1 pseudogene is annotated in these 1,412 nt (G+C 61.2%); it reads right to left on the reverse strand.

The features are described 5' to 3' along the window. A pseudogene (locus V8352_RS21745) lies at positions 1-526 on the reverse strand (glycosyltransferase family 4 protein); the annotation flags it as partial. Between the last annotated feature and the right edge of the window lie 886 nt (positions 527-1,412).

Here is a 1,412-nt window from a genome sequence, read left to right on the forward strand (position 1 = left end):
CAGTCTCAGCCCGGCGTTTGTCGCCGAACAGCGCGCCCCAGATCCGCTGAGTAAGGCCGTATAGTGCCTCCTCCAGCCCCTGCTTGCGGCCTACGCGGTGTCGGAATGCCGGCGGATAGCTCAGATGGCCGTTTAGCGGCCCAATTACCACCCGGTAGCGTCTGGGCGGAAAACGCAGCGTAACCGGCGAAATCGGGCAGATGTAATGTACGAGGGTCGTGGCGCGGTCGAAACCGCGCGCCAGCCGCGCCGCAGCAAGGTGGAAGTATACGCTCAACAGCGGACGCAGAACGCGGCTGCGCCACAGAACCCCCTGCAGCGGCGTCTCCTCAACGAACAGCACCCGTTCAGAGGGGAAGCGCTGATCCAACTCGCGCCGGTTCCGCCCATGGGTGACAAGCACCGCGTCGGTGTCTTGGTCCAATAGCCAGCGGAAATACTGATAGACCTTGATCGCCTCGCCCCCCATCTGGGTGCCGGCATTAGGCGCGATCACCACCACCCTGGCTGGATCGGGCGTCAGCATGGGCGGTCGTGGCTCCGTTCGTTTCACTACTTTTCATCCCTTAGCCAAATCGTATCTGATTTTTTTACGACGACGTCATCGACCCTCGGCGAGCACCCTGCACCGACAATAGTATCGGCGCAAGTGTCCCAAGTCTGCGGCTTAGAACGTGCAACGCGGCGCACGTGAGAGTGAGGAGCAACTCTTTGTGCCTGGAAAGCGGCACCGGCCTCGATGCCCCGAAAGTGGATGCGTCTCGCAAATTATTGCAAATAGAACCGCACCCAAATGCCCACATCTCAAATCCGCGTTTCATCAGCGTTGCATCCGTCCGTGAACAGGCATCATGACGCCTCAATCAGCCCAATCTCGATCAGGCAATAGCCGGCCCCCGCTCCTTCCCCCCGATACACAGAGGAAGGCCCTTCGCTTACTGACCCGTATCCACGCGATGCCTTTTACCGGTGGCCAGCCGCTTCCCCGCAGGCTTTGCACCTGCCCAACATTGGCCGTAGGGGCCGTAGTAGTCCCCGATCCGTCACATCGCGCCGTAGCCTCGACTTCACCGGCCGGTGGGTTCCGTAGTCGCGTTTCTGCATCGGGCTAAAAGGAGCCGCCTCGATGCGGGGTGGGGTAGTCCCCGGGTCACATCCCGTCATTGGTGGCCGGTTGACGGGCGAACCGTGGTCGTCCCTCTTTAAAATTTGCGAGTGCAGGGAGAAGGGTCGGGTGTAAACCGGTTGCACAAGCAGCGCCTTGTCGAGCGCATGCCTGTTTTGCGGGGAAAATGTGTGCGAAGAGGTCCCTTCTCGTTCCGTGTGGGTAGTCGGGCGCACCGGTGCTTGAGCCGCTCCCATATTTCGTGCCTTCGGTAGGCGCGTCCGACGCGGAGACCTCAGCCATCGCA

Origin of the sequence: Roseovarius sp. D0-M9 (assembly GCF_037083805.1) — a bacterium.
Classification (GTDB): Bacteria; Pseudomonadota; Alphaproteobacteria; order Rhodobacterales; family Rhodobacteraceae; genus Roseovarius.